The sequence below is a fragment of the Aliiroseovarius lamellibrachiae genome, assembly GCF_018599245.1.
Taxonomy (GTDB): Bacteria; Pseudomonadota; Alphaproteobacteria; order Rhodobacterales; family Rhodobacteraceae; genus Aliiroseovarius; species Aliiroseovarius lamellibrachiae.
This window is the reverse complement of record NZ_JAHEVJ010000005.1, coordinates 195,793-210,833: the sequence shown is the minus strand read 5'-3', so window position 1 is coordinate 210,833 and position 15,041 is coordinate 195,793. Positions and strand designations below refer to the sequence as shown.

16 protein-coding genes are annotated in these 15,041 nt (G+C 56.0%); 8 read left to right on the top strand and 8 right to left on the bottom strand.

The window, feature by feature from the left end; translation table 11 throughout:
• Nucleotides 1–5 precede the first annotated feature (5 nt).
• Nucleotides 6–377 carry a winged helix-turn-helix transcriptional regulator gene (locus KKW20_RS10635; protein ID WP_214567852.1) on the bottom strand — a complete coding sequence of 124 codons (372 nt, stop codon included), beginning with the start codon at nt 375–377 and terminating at the stop codon, nt 6–8.
• Between the two features lie 91 nt (nt 378–468).
• On the opposite strand from KKW20_RS10635, the gene KKW20_RS10630 reads away from it, so the two are divergent.
• Nucleotides 469–1,245 (top strand): nuclear transport factor 2 family protein, encoded by a 777-nt coding sequence (locus KKW20_RS10630; RefSeq protein ID WP_214567851.1) that lies wholly within the window; start codon nt 469–471, stop codon nt 1,243–1,245.
• A 67-nt stretch (nt 1,246–1,312) separates the two neighbouring features.
• Here the strand turns inward: KKW20_RS10630 and pnp are convergent, their stop codons facing one another.
• Nucleotides 1,313–3,451 carry a polyribonucleotide nucleotidyltransferase gene (pnp, locus tag KKW20_RS10625; protein ID WP_214567850.1) on the bottom strand — a complete coding sequence of 713 codons (2,139 nt, stop codon included), beginning with the start codon at nt 3,449–3,451 and terminating at the stop codon, nt 1,313–1,315.
• A 286-nt stretch (nt 3,452–3,737) separates the two neighbouring features.
• On the opposite strand from pnp, the gene KKW20_RS10620 reads away from it, so the two are divergent.
• On the top strand, nt 3,738–4,433 hold the full coding sequence (locus KKW20_RS10620) for an SGNH/GDSL hydrolase family protein (RefSeq protein WP_214567849.1): 696 nt from the start codon (nt 3,738–3,740) through the stop codon (nt 4,431–4,433).
• Nucleotides 4,434–4,472: 39 nt separating this feature from the next.
• Nucleotides 4,473–4,970 carry a hypothetical protein gene (locus KKW20_RS10615; RefSeq protein ID WP_214567848.1) on the top strand — a complete coding sequence of 166 codons (498 nt, stop codon included), beginning with the start codon at nt 4,473–4,475 and terminating at the stop codon, nt 4,968–4,970.
• 60 nt (nt 4,971–5,030) lie between these two features.
• Here the strand turns inward: KKW20_RS10615 and rpsO are convergent, their stop codons facing one another.
• Both rpsO and KKW20_RS10605 read right to left on the bottom strand, forming a co-directional pair.
• A complete protein-coding gene (gene rpsO, locus KKW20_RS10610) occupies nt 5,031–5,300 on the bottom strand; it encodes a 30S ribosomal protein S15 (protein ID WP_214567847.1) in 270 nt (89 codons plus the stop codon).
• A 141-nt stretch (nt 5,301–5,441) separates the two neighbouring features.
• Nucleotides 5,442–5,726, bottom strand: a complete 285-nt coding sequence (locus tag KKW20_RS10605; RefSeq protein WP_214567846.1) for a DUF5665 domain-containing protein — start codon at nt 5,724–5,726, stop codon at nt 5,442–5,444.
• Between the two features lie 174 nt (nt 5,727–5,900).
• Here KKW20_RS10605 and KKW20_RS10600 point away from each other — a divergent pair, with 174 nt between their 5' ends.
• On the top strand, nt 5,901–7,184 hold the full coding sequence (locus tag KKW20_RS10600) for a calcium-binding protein (RefSeq protein WP_214567845.1): 1,284 nt from the start codon (nt 5,901–5,903) through the stop codon (nt 7,182–7,184).
• A gap of 107 nt (nt 7,185–7,291) precedes the next feature.
• Here the strand turns inward: KKW20_RS10600 and KKW20_RS10595 are convergent, their stop codons facing one another.
• Entirely contained in the window at nt 7,292–7,819 is a 528-nt protein-coding gene (locus tag KKW20_RS10595) for a DUF1643 domain-containing protein (RefSeq protein ID WP_214567963.1), read from the bottom strand.
• 94 nt (nt 7,820–7,913) lie between these two features.
• Here KKW20_RS10595 and deoA point away from each other — a divergent pair, with 94 nt between their 5' ends.
• Nucleotides 7,914–9,224, top strand: a complete 1,311-nt coding sequence (gene deoA / locus KKW20_RS10590) for a thymidine phosphorylase (RefSeq protein ID WP_214567844.1) — start codon at nt 7,914–7,916, stop codon at nt 9,222–9,224.
• A 5-nt stretch (nt 9,225–9,229) separates the two neighbouring features.
• Here deoA and truB read toward each other — a convergent pair whose 3' ends face one another.
• Together truB and rbfA are read right to left on the bottom strand one after the other, a co-directional pair.
• The gene (truB, locus tag KKW20_RS10585; RefSeq protein WP_214567843.1) at nt 9,230–10,135 is read right to left on the bottom strand and encodes a tRNA pseudouridine(55) synthase TruB; all 906 of its coding nucleotides are present in this window, start codon (nt 10,133–10,135) and stop codon (nt 9,230–9,232) included.
• Nucleotides 10,136–10,208: 73 nt separating this feature from the next.
• On the bottom strand, nt 10,209–10,625 hold the full coding sequence (rbfA, locus tag KKW20_RS10580) for a 30S ribosome-binding factor RbfA (protein WP_214567842.1): 417 nt from the start codon (nt 10,623–10,625) through the stop codon (nt 10,209–10,211).
• Nucleotides 10,626–10,720: 95 nt separating this feature from the next.
• Between rbfA and dapB the strand changes: the two genes are divergently transcribed.
• The gene (gene dapB, locus KKW20_RS10575) at nt 10,721–11,530 is read left to right on the top strand and encodes a 4-hydroxy-tetrahydrodipicolinate reductase (protein WP_214567841.1); all 810 of its coding nucleotides are present in this window, start codon (nt 10,721–10,723) and stop codon (nt 11,528–11,530) included.
• Nucleotides 11,531–11,601: 71 nt separating this feature from the next.
• Here dapB and KKW20_RS10570 read toward each other — a convergent pair whose 3' ends face one another.
• A complete protein-coding gene (locus KKW20_RS10570) occupies nt 11,602–11,784 on the bottom strand; it encodes a DUF1674 domain-containing protein (RefSeq protein WP_214567840.1) in 183 nt (60 codons plus the stop codon).
• A gap of 68 nt (nt 11,785–11,852) precedes the next feature.
• Between KKW20_RS10570 and KKW20_RS10565 the strand changes: the two genes are divergently transcribed.
• Together KKW20_RS10565 and KKW20_RS10560 are read left to right on the top strand one after the other, a co-directional pair.
• Entirely contained in the window at nt 11,853–13,136 is a 1,284-nt protein-coding gene (locus tag KKW20_RS10565) for an RsmB/NOP family class I SAM-dependent RNA methyltransferase (RefSeq protein WP_214567839.1), read from the top strand.
• Nucleotides 13,137–13,248: 112 nt separating this feature from the next.
• Complete coding sequence (locus KKW20_RS10560; RefSeq protein ID WP_214567838.1) at nt 13,249–14,985, top strand: heparinase II/III family protein; 1,737 nt, start codon at nt 13,249–13,251, stop codon at nt 14,983–14,985.
• The last annotated feature ends 56 nt before the right edge of the window (nt 14,986–15,041 follow it).

Here is a 15,041-nt window from a genome sequence, read left to right as displayed (position 1 = left end):
CAGTATCACGCATTTGCCTCATAGGCTTCTCGAGAGCTGATTACTGCTTCATGCCGCTCGGCTGCCCAGAACAAAAGCGGCTTGAGATGCGTGCAAAGCTCCTCTCCCATTTCTGTCAACGCGTAGGTGACAGAGACTGGCGGGCCTGCATCAACGCTACGATTGAGATAACCGTCCCGTTCCATTTTACGCAGGTTTTCGGTGAGCACCCGTTGCGTGATATCCCCAACCGAGCGTTTTAATGCGCCGAAACGCAGGTTGCCATCATCCAGCGCGAACAAGATTAGCATTTGCCATTTGCCTGTGACTTGCGACAGGACCTGCCGAACCGGGCAGTTTGCGGCCTCTTCTTTTGTCAGTGCGGTTACTTTTACCATACTTGGTTCCTTTAAGGTGCGTAATTGATACTAGGTGCGTAAATGATACTTACTGCAGCACAGAATAACAATTGATTCGAAAGGATACGAAATGACCCCGACTGAAACTGTTCTTGCTGCTGTCACCGCCCTGTTTGTGGATTTTGATCCAGAGGCCGGGCGCAAGCTTTTGAACGAGGATTATATCCAACACAATCCGGCGGTGCCTACCGGGGCTGAACCGATCTTGGGTTTTCTGCCGACGCTTAAAGAAAGCGGCCTGAGCGCTGAGCCCCATCGTGTTATTGCAGAGGGGGATTTGGTAGTCCTCCATTCGACGCTACATAATGCACAGGCCTTTGGTGGCGAAACCCTTGTGGCATTTGACGTATTTCGGATTGAAGATGGTAAGGTCGCCGAGCATTGGGACAACTTACAGGTTGCGGTGTCAGCGGATCAGACCGCGTCGGGCAACACGATGACCGATGGGGTGACCGAAATCACGGATCACGCAAAAACCGCCGAGAACAAGGCATTGGTAAAGGGGTTTGTGGCAGATGTGTTGCATGGTGCGGCACCCGAAAAAATCACGGATTACATCTCAACCGAGACCTATATTCAGCATAATCCGATGGTTGGAAATGGGCTGGAGGGTCTTGGGACCGCGCTGACGGCAATGGCTGAAGCCGGACAGGCCATGGCCTATACCGACACCCATATGGTGGTGGCAGATGGAAATTTTGTCTTCACGGCATCAGAGGGCACTTTAGGCGATCAGCACACGGCATTCTTTGATCTCTTCCGCGTGGAAGGGGGAAAGATCGTTGAACACTGGGATACAATTTCTGCCATTCCTGACGAGATGGCGCATGACAACGGCAAGTTTTGATCAGGTCATATAAGCAAAAAAGCCCCGGCGTTTCCACCGGGGCTTTCGTTTGTCAAAGAGGCGTTGGTTACGCTTCGTCTTTTTTCTCAGGTACGATCTCTTCGCCAGTTTCCTGATCGATCATTTTCATCGACAGGCGAACTTTACCGCGGTCGTCAAAGCCCAGAAGTTTCACTTTTACTTCCTGGCCTTCTTTCAACACGTCCGACGGGTGGTTCAGGCGACGGTTTTCGATTTGCGAGACGTGCACAAGGCCGTCACGTTTCCCGAAGAAGTTCACGAAGGCGCCGAAATCGACGATCTTCACAACTTTACCGTTGTAGATTGCGCCTTCTTCTGGCTCTGCCACGATCGAATGGATCATGTCGTAAGCTTTCTGAATGGCTTCACCGTTGGCGGATGCGATTTTGATCACACCGTCGTCGTTGATGTCCACTTTGGCACCCGACACTTCAACGATCTCACGGATCACCTTACCGCCGGACCCGATCACTTCACGGATCTTGTCGGTTGGGATGTTCATGGTTTCGATGCGTGGGGCGTGGGCCGAGAATTCGGTCCGGCCAGCGGTCAAGGCTTTCGACATCTCTTCAAGGATGTGCAGGCGGCCAGCTTTCGCTTGGGCCAATGCTTTTTCCATGATTTCGGTGGTGATGCCGGCAACTTTGATGTCCATCTGCAACGAGGTGATACCGTCTTCGGTGCCTGCCACTTTGAAGTCCATGTCGCCCAAGTGATCTTCGTCACCCAGGATGTCGGTCAGAACCGCATAGGACCCGTCGTCTTCCAGGATCAGGCCCATGGCCACACCCGCAACTGGGGCCTTGAGCGGCACAGCCGCGTCCATCATCGACAGTGAGCCGCCGCAAACAGACGCCATTGAGGACGAGCCGTTTGATTCGGTGATCTCAGACACCAAACGAATGGTGTAAGGGAAGTCAGTTGGTGCCGGCAAAACAGCCTGAAGCGCACGCCATGCCAGTTTCCCGTGACCGATTTCACGGCGTCCGGGAGGGCCAAAACGACCCACTTCACCAACCGAATAGGGAGGGAAGTTATAGTGCAGCAGGAAGTTCGACTTATAGGTGCCGGTCAGTGCGTCGATCATTTGCTCGTCGTCGCCGGTGCCCAATGTGGTCACAACCAGACCTTGGGTCTCGCCGCGTGTGAACAAGGCCGAACCATGGGTGCGCGGCAGGATACCAACCGAGCTGTCGATGGCGCGAACAGTGTCCAGCGCGCGACCGTCGATACGCTTGCCGGTTTTCACAACGTCGCCACGAACCACTGCGCTTTCGAGCTTTTTCAAAGCGGAACCAAGGTTCGCATCTTCTTGTTGCTCTTCAGTGAGGGACGCAATGATGTCAGCTTTTGCGGCCGAAACAGCAGCAACGCGTTCTTGCTTGTCGGTGTTGCCGTAAGCTGCGCGGATTTTGTCTTCGCCAGCGGCTTTCACAGCTTCGTAAAGCTCGGAGTAGTCAGCAGGCTGGAAGTCAAACGGCTCTTTCGCGGCGTCTTCGGCCAGATCAATGATCAGGTCGATAACGGGCTGGATTTGCTCGTGAGCAAAGCTTACCGCGCCAAGCATTTCTTCTTCGGTCAGCTCGTAAGCTTCTGATTCAACCATCATAACCGCATCTTTGGTGCCGGCCACAACCAGATCAAGGCGTTGATCAGGGTTGTCACGCAGCTTGTGCATGTCATCGCAAGTTGGGTTCAGAACGTATTCGCCACCTTCAAAGCCAACGCGGCATGCGCCAATCGGGCCCATGAACGGTGCGCCAGAGATGGTCAGGGCAGCCGAGGCCGCGATCATCGCAACCATGTCAGGGTCGTTGACCAAGTCATGTGACAGAACGGTACAGATCACCAGAACTTCGTTTTTGAAGCCGGGAACAAACAGCGGGCGGATCGGACGGTCGATCAGACGCGATGTCAGCGTCTCTTTTTCGGTCGGACGCGCTTCGCGTTTGAAAAAGCCACCCGGAATTTTACCGGCGGCATAGTATTTCTCGTTGTAGTGAACCGTCAGCGGGAAAAAGTCCTGACCGGGCTTTTGTTGGCGCGCGAAGGTTACGTTGGCCATGACAGAGGTTTCGCCCAAAGTGGCGATCACCGAACCGTCAGCCTGACGGGCAACTTTGCCCGTTTCCAGAGTGAGGGTTTCTTCGCCCCACTCCATTGATTTCTTAGTTACGTCAAACATCATGTTTTCCTAGTTGGGAGTGGTCCCGGCCCTCCGGGTCTCCCGTTTCAATGGCGGCCCCATGCCGCCGACCCCGCATATCATTTCTGTGCGCCGGGGTCGGGGCGCATTCTCAGACCTTTGCGCCATACAGGAAATGGGCAGGTTTGGGAAGAGGGTGTGGTTTTGCAGGCGAGTGTCGCGCAAAAACGCCGTGGATTTTCGCTGTGGTATTTATATACGTTTATGACAGATATACATGTGCAGTATTGTCTTGTGGCCAACCGTCTTTCAAAACGAGTTTATTATGAAATCTTTCCTCTCTCTTATTGCTCTTGTGGTGGTGTGTTTTATCGCGCCGCTCCAGGCCGAAACCAAATCGCCTTCGCCGCGCATTCTGGCGATTGGCGACAGCTTGATGGCTTGGCACAAAGGGCGCGGGCGTTCGATTGCGGATGTTGTGGCCAAATCGCTGAATGAACCGGTGCGCAACCGATCAGTGGGGGGCGCGCGGATGATCTATAACCTGCCGGTCACGGGGGCGCTTGGGCTGAGCATCCCTCGGCAGCTTCCTGTCGGCGCATGGGACTGGGTGATCCTGTCCGGCGGCGGTAATGATCTGTGGTTTGGCTGTGGCTGTTCGCGGTGTGATCGGCGCATTGGGAAAATGGTCTCGGCGGATGGACGCAAAGGCATGGTGCCGGGTTTGGTGAAACGGATCCGCAACTCTGGCGCCAAAGTGGTGATGATCGGCTATCTGCGCAGCCCCGGTGTGGGATCCGTCATCGAAAGCTGTAAAGATGATGGCGACGCCTATGAGGCGCGGCTGGGGACGATGGCGGATGCGTTGGAGGGGGTCTATTTCATCTCAAACGCTGACCTTGTGCCCCACGGGGATCGTAGCTTTCATGGTGGCGACATGATCCACCCATCCCCGAAAGGCAGTGCGGCGATTGGCGCGCGGGTGGTTGATTTGATTAGGCGGGTGGATCAGGGGCGGTGAGTCTTCACTAGAACTCACGAGAGAGGGATACATTACAAAGTGGAAAACAAACCCAAATTTCAGATTAGTCGAAGAGTAGGCGTTTCTATCGCACTGCTGAGCTATGCTTTGGTGTGTTTGGTCATCGTTTGGTGGGTCTCACCGTTTTTCAGTGCTTTTTCCCGAAGCGAGTTGTCGTTTGTACGGTTTGCGCTTCATGAATGGCCGTTCCAAAAGGAGACTTTTGTGAAGGATGACTGGATGGCTGGCGTAATGTGGCCTGACAGTGAGGGTAATTGTATCAGAGCTTCGATGGTTGGTTCAATTATGAATGATCACCTGTCTAAAGAAGGCGCCGATAAAACATTTGTTATGGATCTGCTTGGTTCGCCAAGTTTTTTAGGTGAATTTGAGCGTTACACAGGTGACAAGGATGTACGCGACTGCGTTTTTTATTCATTGGGCGCGTGTAGCGGACTGGGCCTAGATTACGACAGTTTTTTCATCTGCTTCACGCCAGAGGGCGCGATTTCGCTGGCGGATCACTACCAGTCTTAAGTAGAAAAACGCCCGCCTTTTGCAAGACGGGCGTTCTGAATTCCAAAAACTGGAAATACGTTAGCGGCGCAGGCCGAGACGTTTGATCAGGTCCTGGTAACGGGCCTCATCTTTCGCACGGGCGTAATCCAAAAGCTTACGACGCAGAGCAACCATTTTCAAAAGGCCACGGCGACCGTGGTTGTCTTTTTTGTGGGTTTTAAAGTGCTCGGTCAAAGTCGCGATCCGCGAGCTGAGGATGGCAACTTGAACTTCGGGCGAACCAGTGTCACCTTCTTTGGTGCCGAACTCTTTGATCAGACGAGCTTTTTCTTCAGGTGTAATCGACATCGGGGTCTCCTTAACAAGGTTAGAGTGATGGCACATGCCGGGACGTCGTCCAGCAAGGCCCATGGAGAAGACGGCCTGCGGAATGCAAGCCGATGCGCGCTCATAGGGGGATTCTTGCGAAAAGGCAAAGGAAAAGGCGCGCTAGGGCTGATCTGCGATGTCCAGATGGTCAATGACCTGTTGCGCCCAATCACCAATCACGGGGATGAAATTCACCGATGACAGCATTTGCACCACAAAGGCGACGAGGATGGTGGCGCCGAGAACAGAGCCCAACCCAAAGGCCAGTCCGCGATAAAGTTGAAATAAACCCAGTTTCCACAGGCTGTCATGCAACAGGATAAAGCGGTGGGAATTCAGCCGATGCACCTCGTTTCGCAGGGCCGCGACCTCTTGGCTCAGTTGGTCAGAATCAAGATTTTGCAAAGTGGCCTCCGTTAACCATTTCCCCGATTTTATATGCTATTAGAGAAAGTTGTAGGTATATTCTTCTGGGAGTTTTCTGAGCTCTTGGTAAAATGCCCATAAGCGTTTGTGTGAGTCTACTCACCCCTCGTTCGGGTATCGTATGTCAGTTGGCCATTAACAAATAGGTGCCACATGTTGTTTGGTTTGTTATTTCTCGGGATGGTTCCGGCTGTGTTTTTGGCAGACGGTTTTATGGATGGCCGGGACGAAGTGGAACCGGATGAGGGGCAGGATTCGCCTTCTGACGACTTGCCCCCTGGCAACGGGACAGGTGACAACGGGACAGGCGATTTCTTGTCGCCGCCAGATACTTCAACCGATGATCCTGATACCTCAACTGATGATACCGCAGATCCCGATGATGTCCTGAACCCAATTGATCAACCCGGCGAAGGCGCACCGGGCGGCTCTGATGCAACGCTTTTGGACGGGCTTCTGGGTAAAAACTGCGATGCCATTTACGGCTTGCCAGATTACCAGCATGTCATGGGCGAAACAGACCCGATGCTGCTTGGTGATGGCGATGACAGCTATACGGGGACCAGCGATGGCATCAAAGCAGACGCCGCGCTAAAACTGTTCAACGGCACACCCTTTGTCGAAATGGAAGAAGATGGATTGGTTGGCGTTATTGATGGTCAGGGCGGCGACGATACAATCACAACCGGTGACAATGCCAGCTTTGCGTTTGGTGGTGAAGGCGACGACAAGATCACGGTTGGGGCTGCCCCCGCTGCTGTTTTCGGCGGTGAAGGCGATGATGAAATCATTGGGGCCTATACAGCGGCAAGTGATGAATACTCTGGCTATCTTGACGGGGGCATCGGAAATGACCTCGTGCGCGGTGGTGAAGGGATCGACCTGATCTTTGGCGGGCAGCATGACGACAATGGCGAAGGCCCCGATGATGACACGCTGTCTGGTGGCGCCGGGGATGACCAAATCAATGGCGGTTATGGCGCCGATGTTATTGCAGGCGATGAAGGAAACGATGTTCTGAACCACCTTGGACATGCCATGGAACAAAGCGGGGCGGAACGCAGCAGCTTTGACTGGCATATCGATAATGAAGCCGACACACTGGATGGTGGCGAAGGCGATGACACCATTATCTTCGACCGCGCAGACACAGCAACGGGCGGTGTCGGGGCGGACAATTTCCACCTCTATTTTGACGATGATTCAGGTGAAGGGCATGCCGATGTTACCGATTTTGTTCCGGGTGAAGACTTCCTTAAGGTGACCTTGGACCCGGATGAAGACCCGGATGATGTAACGTTGGAGGTCAAGGCCTCTGAGGATGGTGCTGATGGTGTGGTTGTGGTGAATGGCGAGATCATTGCTGTTCTGGAAGGTGCCCCAGATGCAACCAGTGCTGACGTCTATGTCGAGGTCGCTCAAGACATTTATACCTAAAGCGGCCCGAGTTTGCCGTGAAGCATCATGTATCAGCCCGCGCTGTGAAACCATCGAGTCCGACAGTGTTAGCTGAAGCGGATGTGATGCGAACACCGTAATACATGTCAACAGTCGACAGATCCGCCATGCTCCCAGTGGGTGGGCTGTGTGGCGTATGAGATATACAATGGGTGTCTGGGATGCCCATCTTTGGTGAGGCCCAGATGGTGGAGCTTGACGCCATTTTGGCGCAATAAAATCGCCACCTCAGGCCCGCGACCGAGATGCACACCATGCGTGCCCCAACCGCAAATCACCACATCCGCCCATCTACATGCCTCGAGCAGCTGGGTGTTGTTCTCTGGTCCATTGGGGTCGGCGGCCAAGCGCATCAACTTGGGATGTGTCTCACGCCAAGCAAAGATATTCACCACACCAAACGCCCCGAACCCCAGCCGACGTGCCCGCTGTTCACAGCGTTCAACGGTTGGATCGTTTTGTTGTTCTGTCGCCTTTGACGGGTTCAGCATGATGAAAAGAGCCTTCTTGCCCTGCGCATCCCACACGCGCCGTAAGGCATAGCGGTAGCGTTCGCAGTCAGAATAGATCGCAACAGAGGCGGCATCGCCTTTTTGAAATTCTCGTTCAATCATGCTTGGTTTGTGATCCATTGAAGGGCCCAAATGCAAGCCTCTTGCAATTTTTGTCCAAAAGGTAAAAGCTGATCTCTTCAAGAAAGGATCCACCATGTTGATCGCAGAGATTATCCGCCAGAAACGCGACGGGGCAGAGCTGTCGCCGCAAGAAATTTCGGCCATGGTCGCTGGTATCTCTGACAACAGCGCAAGCGAAGGGCAGGTTGCTGCCTTTGCGATGGCGGTATTTTTCCAAGGTATGACACGGGCCGAAGCCACAAACCTGACCTGCGAAATGCGTGACAGCGGTGACGTTTTCAACTGGTCCGATTTGCCCGGCCCCGTGGTGGATAAACATTCAACCGGCGGGGTCGGGGACAACGTCAGCTTGATGCTCGCCCCGATCGTTGCCGCCTGCGGTGGGTATGTCCCGATGATTTCCGGGCGTGGGCTTGGGCACACGGGCGGCACCCTTGATAAAATGGAGGCGATCCCCGGCTATACCGTGACGCCGGACAATGACCTGTTCGCAAAAGTGGTTGCGGAGGTTGGCTGTGCGGTGATCGGACAAACCGCCAATCTTGCCCCGGCAGACAAACGGTTTTACGGCATTCGCGACGTCACAGCGACAGTAGAAAGCATCCCCCTGATCACCGCGTCGATCTTGTCAAAAAAACTGTCGGCGGGGCTTCAGTCCCTTGTGATGGACGTGAAATTCGGCAATGGCGCCTTTATGAGCAGCTTTGATGAGGCTGAAAAGCTGGCGCGCTCGATCACCGGTGTGGCGCGCGCGGCCAACTTGCCGTGTCATGCTTTGCTCACGGATATGAACCAACCGCTCGCGAGTGCAGCGGGAAATGCGGTGGAGGTGCGAAACGCGGTGGAGTTTTTGACCGGTGCCCATCGGGACCCACGATTGGAGTTGGTGACCGTCGCTTTAAGTGGTGAGATGCTTTTGACGGCGGGTCTGTATTCAGATCGGAAACACGCCGTGGCCGCCGCGCAAGCCGCGCTTGATACGGGCGCTGCCGCTGAGAAATTTGGGCAAATGGTAACCGCGCTGGGCGGGCCATCTGATTTGATCGAGCGGATGGATCAAATCCTGCCAAGCGCAAAGCTGACGTTGGCGGTTGAGGCACCAGAAGCGGGGCAGATCAGCGCGATTTCCACCCGTGAGATTGGGCTTGCGGTTGTTGAATTGGGCGGTGGTCGTCGCCGTGCAGATGATATCGTAAACCCATCGGTTGGCCTGACCGGATTGCTCGACGTGGGCGTATCCGTGAGCAAAGGCGACCCGATTGCAATGATCCATGCAGACGACCAAACCAGCGCGGAAACCGCCAAAGCGCAGGTCCTTGCGGCTTATACGTTTGGGGGTGCAGTCGAGGTTGAAGCGCCGGTTCGATTGATTGTCGACAGCTGACCAGATTACTGGTTGAACACGCGACTGGGGTGCAATTCACCCGAGCGGAAAATCCCGACCGCAACGGCTTTGCCGTCATATGACGCCCACGCCTCGTCGCCGTATTCCACGTCTGAATTCAAGACCATACCGGGGTTGCCATGCTTCAGGCGCGTGGCTCCTTCGGCGGTGCAGCGCAGTTCTGACAGCTCAAACAAGCCCTCTTCCAGCGGCAAAAGATACTGATCCAGCTCGCCGGTTTTGGCAAGGCTTTCGACCAGTTCCATCGTCACGCCATCTTCGGCCTCAAAGGGGCCGGACCAAATGCGGCGCAGCTCGCGCACATAGCCAAGACAGCCCAAAGCCTCGCCCAGATCACGGGCAATGGCGCGCACATAGCCGCCTTTGCCACAGGTCATTTCCAGCGTGACATGGTCGGCATCGGGGCGGTCCAACATCTTTAGCTCTTCGACCCAAAGCGGGCGGGCAGCGATTTCGAAGTCCTCGTCATCGCGCGCCAATTTATAGGCGCGTTCCCCATCAATTTTCACAGCGGAAAATTTGGGTGGAACCTGCATGATTTGCCCGGTGAATTGGGCAAGCGCGGCGGTGATGTCCTCATCAGTTGGGCGCAGATCGCTTTCAGCAATCACTTCGCCTTCGCTGTCGTCGGTGTTGGTGGATTGGCCTAAGCGCACGGTAAAAGTATAAGCCTTCAGCGTGTCAGTCACGTAAGGCACGGTTTTGGTGGCTTCGCCCAAGGCGACGGCCAAAACACCGGTGGCCTCTGGGTCCAACGTCCCCGCATGACCCGCCTTTTTCGCGTCCATCGCCCATCGCACTTTGTTGACGACCGCGTTAGAGCTGATGCCCGCGGGTTTGTCCACAATCAGCCAACCGTGAATGTCACGTCCCTTGCGCTTGCGTGCCATGTCGTCTTCCAAATCTAATGCGGCGACCCAAAAAGGGCCGGGGTTCGGGGATCAATTGCGCCGGATTGGCGGTTTATTCTGGATCGCTTTCGTCATCTTTTTCAAGGTCGCGGCGAACCTCGTCTTTTTCAAACAGCTTCCGGGTCGCGTCCATCTGATCAAACGTATCGTCGAGCATAAATCGCAGGTCGGGCGAATGTTTCAACTGGGCGGCTTTGTTCAACGCGCGGCGAATTTCATATTTGTTGCGCGCAAGCAGGGCGACAACCTCGTCTTTGCCTTCGCCACCCAACGGCAGCACAAAAACGGTTGCGATCCGCAGATCGGGCGTCACCCGAACCTCGCCCACGGTGATCGACATCCGCGCCAAGTCAGGATCATGTATTTCGCCGCGCATCAACACCTCTGACAAGGTGCGGCGGATCAATTCTGCCACACGAAGCTGGCGCTGCGACGGGCCTTTGTTTTCACTGAATCTGTTCTTTGCCATGGCGCTCACATAGGGCGAAATGTGGGTCTGTGCAAGCGGGGCTTTGCCAATTGCGTCAAGGCAGGCTAGGAAACGGGCAAGCAAAGGAGACTGACATGAGCGAATTGCCGGGCATCGTAGTGATGGGCGCATCGGGGCGGATGGGCCAGATGTTGATCAATGAAGTTGTGGCCTCTGATAAAGCCCGTTTGGTGGGCGCGTTGGAACGCACGGGCCATGATTGGGTTGGTCGCGATGTTGGCGAATGCATGGGTGGTCAGGCGATGGGTGTCACGGTCAGCGATGATGCGCTTGAGGTGATGTCCAAGGCGCAGGCGGTGATTGATTTCACGGCCCCAGCAGCAACGGTGGCGATGGCGGAAATTGCAGCCCAAGCCCGCGCCGTGCATGTGATTGGCACCACAGGTTTGTCCGATGAGGATCTGAAAAAACTCAGCCTCGCCGGGCGTCACGCGACCATTGTGCGCGCCGGAAACATGAGCCTTGGCGTCAATCTTTTGACCCAACTGACCAAGAAGGTCGCGGCCGCCCTGGACGAAGATTACGACATTGAGATCATCGAATCACACCATCATCACAAGGTTGATGCACCATCTGGCACCGCTTTGATGCTGGGCGAGGCTGCGGCCGAAGGGCGCGGTGTTAATTTGTCCGACGTCTCAGACCGTGGTCGGGACGGCATCACCGGCGCGCGAAAACGTGGCGATATCGGTTTTCACGCCATCCGCGGCGGTGACATTATTGGCGAACATGATGTGCTTTTTGCCGCCAACGGCGAACGGATCACCCTGCGCCATGTGGCCAGTGACCGCAGCGTTTTTGCGCGCGGTGCGTTAAAGGCCGCGCTGTGGGGGCAGGGTAAAAAGCCCGGCGAGTATGATATGTTGGACGTGTTGGGCCTGTAAAACTGGGGCTGTTGCTCAGCCATGCAAACATGCCGCAAAGCAACAACACGAAGGATTAAAAGGGCGGGTGATTAGAAATCAATCGCGAGGCCTTTGTTTTCCCAATCCCCAAATCGAACCGGCTCTGGGCCGTCGCGCCCACCCAATTCGGTTGGAAGGGTTTTGCCCTCGGCCCGCGCCTTTTCGCGCCGCTCTTCTGCTTCGGCCAGCGCGCGTTTGGCGGCGGGGGGAAGATCTCGTTTGTCATCGGACATGTTGATATCCTTGTCGCTTGGGTAAGGATGATATAGGCCGCGAAGATCGGAAAGGCAAAGGAGCTGTCATGGCGCAGGCGAAGAAACCGGCAAAAACCACCGCAATAGATCCGCGTCACATTGTTGTGGACCTGCTGGATGACGTGCTTGTGGAAAAACGGCTGCTGTCAGAAGCGCTGCCCAAACGGCTGGCGCGCCAGTCCCCGGATGTGCGCGCGCGGGTGCAGCGTTTGACCATTTTGACCTTGCGGGTCATGGACCGCGCCGACCGTATGCTTGGGCCGCATTTGCAAAAACGCCCGCCGGAACGGGTGTTGAACATCCTGCGTCTTGGTGTGGCTGAAATTTGCGAAGGGGGCGCCGCGCATGGGATTGTGAATTCCTGTGTCGAGGCAACCCGCACCGATTTCACCACCAAAAACATGTCCGGCCTTGTGAATGCGATTTTGCGCAAAGTGGCCGGTGAGGTGGATAAATGGGACAAGCTGCCAATTCCGCGCTTGCCAAAATGGCTGCGCAAACCGTTGATCGCGGATTACGGCAAGCCCACGGTTGAAGCGATTGAGGCGGCGCATTTTGCCGGTGCGCCGCTTGATCTGACCGCGAAATCAAATCCACAAGCGCTTGCTGATGCGGTGCAAGGTGCGCTGCTAACCACCGGGTCGGTGCGGCTGATGGATCCGGGGCAAGTCACAGCCCTTCCCGGATATAGTGACGGGGATTGGTGGGTTCAGGATGCATCCGCGGCCCTTCCTGCCAAGGTGCTGGCCCCCAAAGCTGGCGAGGCGATCTTGGATCTTTGCGCCGCCCCCGGCGGGAAAACCATGCAATTGGCCGCAAGTGGGGCAACGGTTACGGCATTGGATGTGTCCGAAGTTCGGATGAAGCGGGTCAGTGAAAATCTTGCCCGTACGGGCCTGACGGCGGATTGCCTTGTCGGCGACGCGCTTGAGCATGAAGGCGGGCCCTATGATGCGATCTTGCTGGATGCGCCCTGTACCGCCACAGGTACGATCCGCCGCCACCCAGACCTGCCCCGCGCCAAGGACGGAAGCGAATTTCCCGGGTTGTTTGAGTTGCAGGAATACATGATCGACCGTGCGATTGGCCTGTTAAAGCCCGGCGGTCGGTTGGTGTTTTGCACCTGTAGCTTGCTGATTGATGAGGGCGAAGAGCAGGTGCGCGATGCAATGACGCGCCATAACAACATCAGCCTTGATCTGGAGGCGTTGCGCCTTCCGGGTGTTGATGCAGAGTGGATTGGGCCAGAGGGCCTGCGGATTTTGCCAAACTATCTTGCGGATCAGGGCGGGATGGACGGCTTTTTCATCACCTCATTTCGCAAGGCGTAAAATCGCCGGATGACACCTTGGTTCTAGGGTTGTATGATTTGGCCAAGGCTCCCGAAAGAGGGGCGTAACGCGGCGCTGTGCCGCCAATTGGCAGATCGAGGTGAGGCCCCGCGTGGCGCACGAAAGCAACCCTTCTGAATTTCGCACCCGGCTGGCGAACCGCTGGCACGCATGGCGTGCGACGCGGGCAACTGCGGCCACAGGTTTTGTGTCTCAACCCGAACCCCGAACGATTGGCGCTTTTGCGCGTGGCAAACAGTTGGTGGCGGGCAATTTTTTGTTTGCGGGCCATTTGGTGAATGCCCCCGATCAATCCATTTGGGAGATTGCTCCGCCAAGCGCGGAATATGCGCAAGAGCTTCAGGGTTTCATCTGGCTTGACGATCTTGCAAGCTTTGGCGACCTTGCGGCGCGCAAACGTGGGCAAGCGTGGCTGTTGGGCTGGATTGACAATTTTGGCAATGGAAAAGGGCCGGGCTGGACGCCGGATTTAACCGGTCGTCGCCTGATCCGCTGGATCAATCACGCTTTGTTTTTAATGGCGGGAATGCCCAGAGAAGACAGCGCTCGGATTTTCCAATCCCTTGCCCAGCAAACGATTTTCCTGTCGCGGCGCTGGCAAGCCGCCAGCCCCGGATTGCCACGATTTGAGGCATTGACCGGGATGATTTATGCCGGGCTCAGCCTGACGGGCATGGAGCAGCATGTCGCCCCGGCGATCAAAGCTCTGGCGCGCGAATGTCGTGAACAAATTGACGTGGATGGGGGCATTCCGACCCGAAACCCGGAAGAATTGCTAGAGGTGTTCACGCTGTTGAACTGGGCCGCCCAAGCCCTATCCGAAAGCGGTGATATGGCCGCGCATGAGCATTTGGCCGCGATCGAACGCATCGCCCCAACCCTGCGCGCCCTGCGCCATGCGGACGGGGCTTTGGCGCGGTTTCATGGTGGCGGGCGTGGGCTTGAAGGTCGTTTGGATCATGCTTTGGCGAGTTCTGGCATCAAAGGGCCGGCGCGGTCCGGTTTGTCGATGGGGTTTGCGCGACTGGCGGCGGGGCGCACCAGTATGATCGTGGATGCGGCCATTCCTCCAACGGGCCGGGCCTCGGCGAATGCGCATGCGTCGACGCTGGCCTTTGAGCTTACGTCGGGTCGCCGGCCATTGATCGTAAACTGCGGGTCCGGTGCGCAATTCGGTGAAGAATGGCGCAAGGCTGGGCGGGCCACCCCGTCGCATTCGACGTTGGGTCTGGCGGGGCTGTCGTCGTCTCGGTTGGGGACGCCCGGCAAATCGCAACGCACGTATTTGGAGCAAACCCCACGCGAGGTTCAGGTGGAGCTGACCACGGAACCGGGCAAATCGGGATTGTTTGCCGATCACGATGGGTATTTGAACAGTCACGGCCTTTTGCACATGCGCCGCTTGGATTTGAGCGTGGATGGGCGGGAGGTTCAGGGGGAAGAGACACTTGCCGCGCTGGGCATCGAGAACCAAAAACGTTTTAACCGTGTGATGGATGAACACAAGCTTCAGGGTATTCCTTTTACGGTGCGTTTTCATTTGCACCCCGAGGTTGACGCGCAACTTGACCTTGGGGGGACCGCGGTGTCGATGGCGCTGCGGTCTGGCGAGATTTGGGTGTTCCGGGCCAAAGGTCGGGTGGAAATGACGCTGGAAAACAGCGTTTACATGGAAAAAACGCGATTAAAGCCCCGTGCGACGAAACAGGTGGTTCTCAGCGCGGTCACAATGGATTATGCGACGCGCATCCGTTGGTCGTTGGCAAAGGCACAAGAGACCCCCTCGGTCTTGCGTGATCTTGAGCGTGACGCCCGCGAATTGCCGTAGAGAATTGCTGAGACATTCAGTGACTGCCATTTCTGGGCCTAAGGGGGGCCAGACCA

Bases quoted from the DNA above. Each gene is read 5' to 3' on its own strand.
- KKW20_RS10635 (WP_214567852.1), bottom strand. From the start codon at position 377: ATGGTAAAAGTAACCGCACTGACAAAAGAAGAGGCCGCAAACTGCCCG.
- KKW20_RS10630 (WP_214567851.1), top strand. From the start codon at position 469: ATGACCCCGACTGAAACTGTTCTTGCTGCTGTCACCGCCCTGTTTGTG.
- pnp (WP_214567850.1), bottom strand. From the start codon at position 3,451: ATGTTTGACGTAACTAAGAAATCAATGGAGTGGGGCGAAGAAACCCTC.
- KKW20_RS10620 (WP_214567849.1), top strand. From the start codon at position 3,738: ATGAAATCTTTCCTCTCTCTTATTGCTCTTGTGGTGGTGTGTTTTATC.
- rpsO (WP_214567847.1), bottom strand. From the start codon at position 5,300: ATGTCGATTACACCTGAAGAAAAAGCTCGTCTGATCAAAGAGTTCGGC.
- KKW20_RS10600 (WP_214567845.1), top strand. From the start codon at position 5,901: ATGTTGTTTGGTTTGTTATTTCTCGGGATGGTTCCGGCTGTGTTTTTG.
- KKW20_RS10595 (WP_214567963.1), bottom strand. From the start codon at position 7,819: ATGATTGAACGAGAATTTCAAAAAGGCGATGCCGCCTCTGTTGCGATC.
- deoA (WP_214567844.1), top strand. From the start codon at position 7,914: ATGTTGATCGCAGAGATTATCCGCCAGAAACGCGACGGGGCAGAGCTG.
- truB (WP_214567843.1), bottom strand. From the start codon at position 10,135: ATGGCACGCAAGCGCAAGGGACGTGACATTCACGGTTGGCTGATTGTG.
- rbfA (WP_214567842.1), bottom strand. From the start codon at position 10,625: ATGGCAAAGAACAGATTCAGTGAAAACAAAGGCCCGTCGCAGCGCCAG.
- dapB (WP_214567841.1), top strand. From the start codon at position 10,721: ATGAGCGAATTGCCGGGCATCGTAGTGATGGGCGCATCGGGGCGGATG.
- KKW20_RS10570 (WP_214567840.1), bottom strand. From the start codon at position 11,784: ATGTCCGATGACAAACGAGATCTTCCCCCCGCCGCCAAACGCGCGCTG.
- KKW20_RS10565 (WP_214567839.1), top strand. From the start codon at position 11,853: ATGGCGCAGGCGAAGAAACCGGCAAAAACCACCGCAATAGATCCGCGT.